Origin of the sequence: Sulfurimonas sp., from assembly GCF_026991475.1 — a bacterium.
Classification (GTDB): domain Bacteria; phylum Campylobacterota; class Campylobacteria; order Campylobacterales; family Sulfurimonadaceae; genus Sulfurimonas.
This window is the reverse complement of the sequence record NZ_JALXBK010000087.1, coordinates 1-4,298: the sequence shown is the minus strand read 5'-3', so window position 1 is coordinate 4,298 and position 4,298 is coordinate 1. Positions and strand designations below refer to the sequence as shown.

The 4,298-nt window shown below is 34.6% G+C and carries 6 protein-coding genes; 4 read left to right on the top strand and 2 right to left on the bottom strand.

What is annotated here, in order from left to right:
* Positions 1–11: 11 nt before the first annotated feature.
* Genes MV589_RS07245 through trxC form a run of 4 tightly spaced genes read left to right on the top strand, consistent with a single transcriptional unit; the run spans position 12 to position 3,631 of the window.
* On the top strand, positions 12–2,378 hold the full coding sequence (locus MV589_RS07245) for a ribonucleoside-diphosphate reductase subunit alpha (protein WP_297433405.1): 2,367 nt from the start codon (positions 12–14) through the stop codon (positions 2,376–2,378).
* A gap of 1 nt (position 2,379) precedes the next feature.
* A complete protein-coding gene (locus MV589_RS07240) occupies positions 2,380–2,745 on the top strand; it encodes a hypothetical protein (protein ID WP_297433404.1) in 366 nt (121 codons plus the stop codon).
* Positions 2,746–2,755: 10 nt separating this feature from the next.
* Complete coding sequence (gene fliW / locus MV589_RS07235) at positions 2,756–3,145, top strand: flagellar assembly protein FliW (protein ID WP_297433403.1); 390 nt, start codon at positions 2,756–2,758, stop codon at positions 3,143–3,145.
* 60 nt (positions 3,146–3,205) lie between these two features.
* A complete protein-coding gene (gene trxC, locus MV589_RS07230) occupies positions 3,206–3,631 on the top strand; it encodes a thioredoxin TrxC (protein WP_297433402.1) in 426 nt (141 codons plus the stop codon).
* Here the strand turns inward: trxC and ppnP are convergent, their stop codons facing one another.
* Together ppnP and MV589_RS07220 are read right to left on the bottom strand one after the other, a co-directional pair.
* A complete protein-coding gene (ppnP, locus tag MV589_RS07225; RefSeq protein WP_297433401.1) occupies positions 3,632–3,946 on the bottom strand; it encodes a pyrimidine/purine nucleoside phosphorylase in 315 nt (104 codons plus the stop codon).
* A gap of 137 nt (positions 3,947–4,083) precedes the next feature.
* A partial coding sequence (locus tag MV589_RS07220; RefSeq protein WP_297433400.1) for a crossover junction endodeoxyribonuclease RuvC occupies positions 4,084–4,298 on the bottom strand: 215 nt, incomplete at its 5' end.

The window sequence follows — 4,298 nt, the reverse complement described above, 5'->3', positions numbered from 1 at the left end:
AATAGACAAAGATGATAACAGTTATAAAAAGAAATGGAAGAACAGAACCTCTTGACATTTCAAAAATACAAAAATACACTTCTGCAGCCGTCAAAGGCTTATACAATGTAAGCCAAAGTGAACTTGAGGTTGATGCACAAATACACTTTCGTGATGGTATAACATCAAAAGAGATTCAAGAGACACTCATAAAAACAGCAGTAGATAAAATTGACATCGATGCTCCTAACTGGACTTTCGTTGCCTCTCGTCTTTTCCTTTTCAATCTTTACCATCAAGTAAATGGTTTCACAGGGTATTGCTCTTTAGAAAAATATCTTGAAAAAGGTGAAAAAGAGGGGCGTATTCTTTTAGGTCTTAAAGAGATGTATGACCTTGATGCACTCCAAAAACATATTAAACCAGAACGTGACTTACAATTTAATTATCTTGGAATTAAAACGCTTTATGACAGATACCTTATTAAAGATAGAAATTCAAACCCTATAGAGTTACCACAACATATGTTTATGGCTATTGCAATGTTCTTGGCACAAAGAGAAGAAAAACGTCAAGAGTGGGCAATAAAATTTTATAACATGATAAGTAAGTTTGAAGTGATGTTAGCAACACCAACTCTCTCAAACGCAAGAACACCACGACATCAACTAAGCTCATGTTATATTGGCTCTACACCTGACAATATAGAGGGAATTTTCGATGCCTATCAAGAGATGGCAATGCTCTCTAAATTTGGTGGTGGAATTGGTTGGGATTGGACACAGGTTCGATCTATGGGCTCATACATCGATGGACACAAAAATGCAGCAGGCGGGACAATACCATTTTTAAAAATAACAAACGACATTGCAATTGCAGTTGATCAACTTGGAACACGTAAGGGTGCAATTGCCGTTTATCTTGAACCATGGCATATTGATATAAATGACTTTTTGGATCTTAAGAAAAATTCTGGTGAAGAGCGTCGCCGTGCGCATGACCTTTTCCCTGCAATGTGGTTAAATGACCTCTTCATGCAACGCGTTCAAGAAGATGCAATCTGGACACTTTTTGATCCTTATGATGTACGTGAACTTACAGAACTTTATGGTGAAGCATTTAACAAACGTTATATGGAATTTGAGCAAGATGAGAGTATCATTAAAGAGAAAATAAAAGCAAAAGATTTATGGAAAAAAATACTTACTTCTTATTTTGAAACCGGCTCACCATTTTTATGTTTTAAAGATAATGCTAACCGTGCAAATCCAAACGACCACTTTGGTGTTATACGAAGTTCTAATCTCTGTACAGAAATTTTTCAAAACACACAACCAAATCACTATAAAATAAAATTTATCTTCGAAAACGGTGAGAGTGTTAGTTATGAAGAGAATGAAATAGTCAAAGTTGACAGCGGCATCGAAAAACCAGCGAAAAAAGTAACTGCACTCGACTCACTTGGTGGTATGCAGATTTTTGTTGTTGAAAAAGAAAAAGTGGATGGTGCAACTGCCGTATGTAATCTTGCTTCAGTAAACCTCTCTAAAATTAACACAAAAGAAGAGATAGATAGAATTATTCCTACTGCTATTCGATGTTTAGATAATGTAATTGATTTGAACTTCTACCCTATTGAAAAAGTAAAACGCACAAACATTAGAAGCCGTTCTATTGGTCTTGGTGTTATGGGTGAATCACAAATGCTTGCAGAAGCTGGCATTATGTGGGGAACTCAAGAACATTTTGATAAAATAGATGAAATAATGGAAGCAGTTTCATACAATGCTATTTCTGCTTCTGCTGATCTGTCTTTAGAAAAAGGTGCATATCCTGAGTTTGAAGGGAGTAAATGGAGTAGAGGGATTATGCCTCAAGATCATGCTAATGCAGAGGTTATTAACCTTGTTGATCGTGGTGGTCTTTTTGCTTCAAAATATGAGTGGGATGAACTCCGCGCAAAAGTAAAAAAACAGGGCATGAGAAACGGTTATCTTATGGCTATTGCACCAACAAGTTCTATCTCTATACTTACAGGAACTACGCAGGCAATTGAGCCCGTCTTTAAACGCAAGTGGTCAGAAGAGAATTTAAGTGGTCTTATACCTGTTGTTGTTCCAAATCTTTCTCCTGAAACATGGAGTTACTACACACCAGCATATGATCTAAACCAAACTATTTTAATAAAAGCTGCAGCAATCAGACAAAAATGGATAGATCAAGGGCAATCACTCAACATCTTCATTACACTTGATAAAGCAAGTGGAAGATACCTTAATGAAATATATATGCTTGCTTGGAAATTAGGTTTAAAATCTACCTACTACCTGCGTTCACAATCACCGGAAGTAGCAAACGATGTTGAAGACAGATCTATGGAGTGTGTAGGTTGTCAATAAAATGAAACCGCTCTCTCAAACGCAGCTCTCAAACTTTTTAAAAAGATTTAATGATTTTAAAGATGCTGAGTTGCGTTCATTAGAAATTATCTCTGCTACACAGATAAAACTCTCTCTTGCAGCACAAAATAGTGCAAGAGATTTTGATTGGATAAGTTTAAGCTTTTTATTCACAGATGTAACTGATGCATCTTTAGTCCAAAATAGCAAACTCCCACTTATTGATTTGAATGATGGCATAAGTATAATAATGACTAATAATGAATTTGCATTTGCTATTGGAGCGTGCTATAATATAGATAGCATTAAGAACTCTATATGTTATGTAATTTCAAAAAGTATAAAATACCAAGAGAGTTCATTTTAAAGGATACTAAATGGGTTATAAAGTTGTGAGTGAAATATTAGGTTTTAAAGATATGCAAGAGATTGTTATAGAGCCTATTGATGATTTTTTTTCTAAAATGAGTGATGCTAATAATAAAAATATCTCTTTTATTCTTGTAAATCCACATCTCTTACGAGAGTATTCATTTAATCTTCCACAAGATATAAAAACCCTCTTAAAAATAGATAACGACACAAGCATAACTGTCTATAACATCTTACTCATTCAAAAACCACTTGAAAAATCAACTATAAACTTTTTAGCTCCAATAGTTATAAACAACGATAACAAAACGGTAGCACAAGTTGTTTTGGAACCAAAACAAAATCCTGATTTTGGTATGGCAGAAAGAATAGAATCTTTTAAACAAGAAAACTAACTAAAGTAGCATTTTTTTAGCTTTTAAAAATGTATAATTGTCCGAAAAAAGGAATAAATTATGAGAGTAGTATGTCCCCATTGTCTAAGCATAAATAATGTACCACAAAAAGATAGCTATAAAAAAGCGAATTGTGGAAAATGTAAAAAATCCCTCTTAGATACAAAACCTATAGAGTTAAACAGTAGCAATTTTGATGAAGTTGTTGTAAACAGTGATATTCCCGTCATTATAGATTTTTGGGCACCGTGGTGTGGACCATGTAAAATGATGGCACCAAATTTTGAACGCGCTGCAACAAACTTTCCACTTAAGGCACTTTTTGCAAAAGTAAACACTGAAAATGAACAAAATTTAGGTGCGCGTTTTAACATTAGAAGTATTCCAACTATCATAGTCTTTAAAGGTGGTCGTGAGGTTGAGAGAGTAAGCGGAACACTTGATGTAAATGCTCTAGGCTCACTCGCTGCTAAATACGCTGTATAACTACTTGATGTAAGAGCAGCAGTAGTCTGTAACGCTTTTTATTTTCAAATCAAACGCAGCATTAGAAGGGACTTCAAAAGTTTCGGGTGTATGAAGTGTTTTAAATACTTCTTCACCAGGAAGTCTTACTTCTAACTCACCACTCATTATTTCCATAATCTCTTTATCTGCTGTATTAAATATATATTCACCAGGAAGCATAATGCCTAAAGATTTCACACTTCCATCACTAAATTCAACTGTTCTACTTGTTACTTTTCCATCGTAGTAAATATTTGCCTCTTTTACTACTGTTACATTTTCAAATTTTGACATTATATTTCCTCTTTTATTTATTAATTTATCACTGCGTTTAATAGTTTCACAGCTTTAAATTTTATATGGTTTTATGCAAGGCTCAGAGCGAAGCGAGGATTTGTCCTCACATTAGACCATATAAATTTGTTAGTCAATCACTTACGCGACCCCTTGAGTTTTACCCTCTGAGAGTGTGTTATAGCAACCGCCATAGCATCAGAAATATCCAAAGGTTTAATCTCTTTTTTGATATTTAAAAGACGCTTTACCATAAACGCAACCTGCTCTTTTTGCGCCTTTGCTTTACCCGTTAAAGCTTTTTTCACCTGCAAAGCAGTATATTCGTGAAACTGCCCAAACTCTTGGAGTA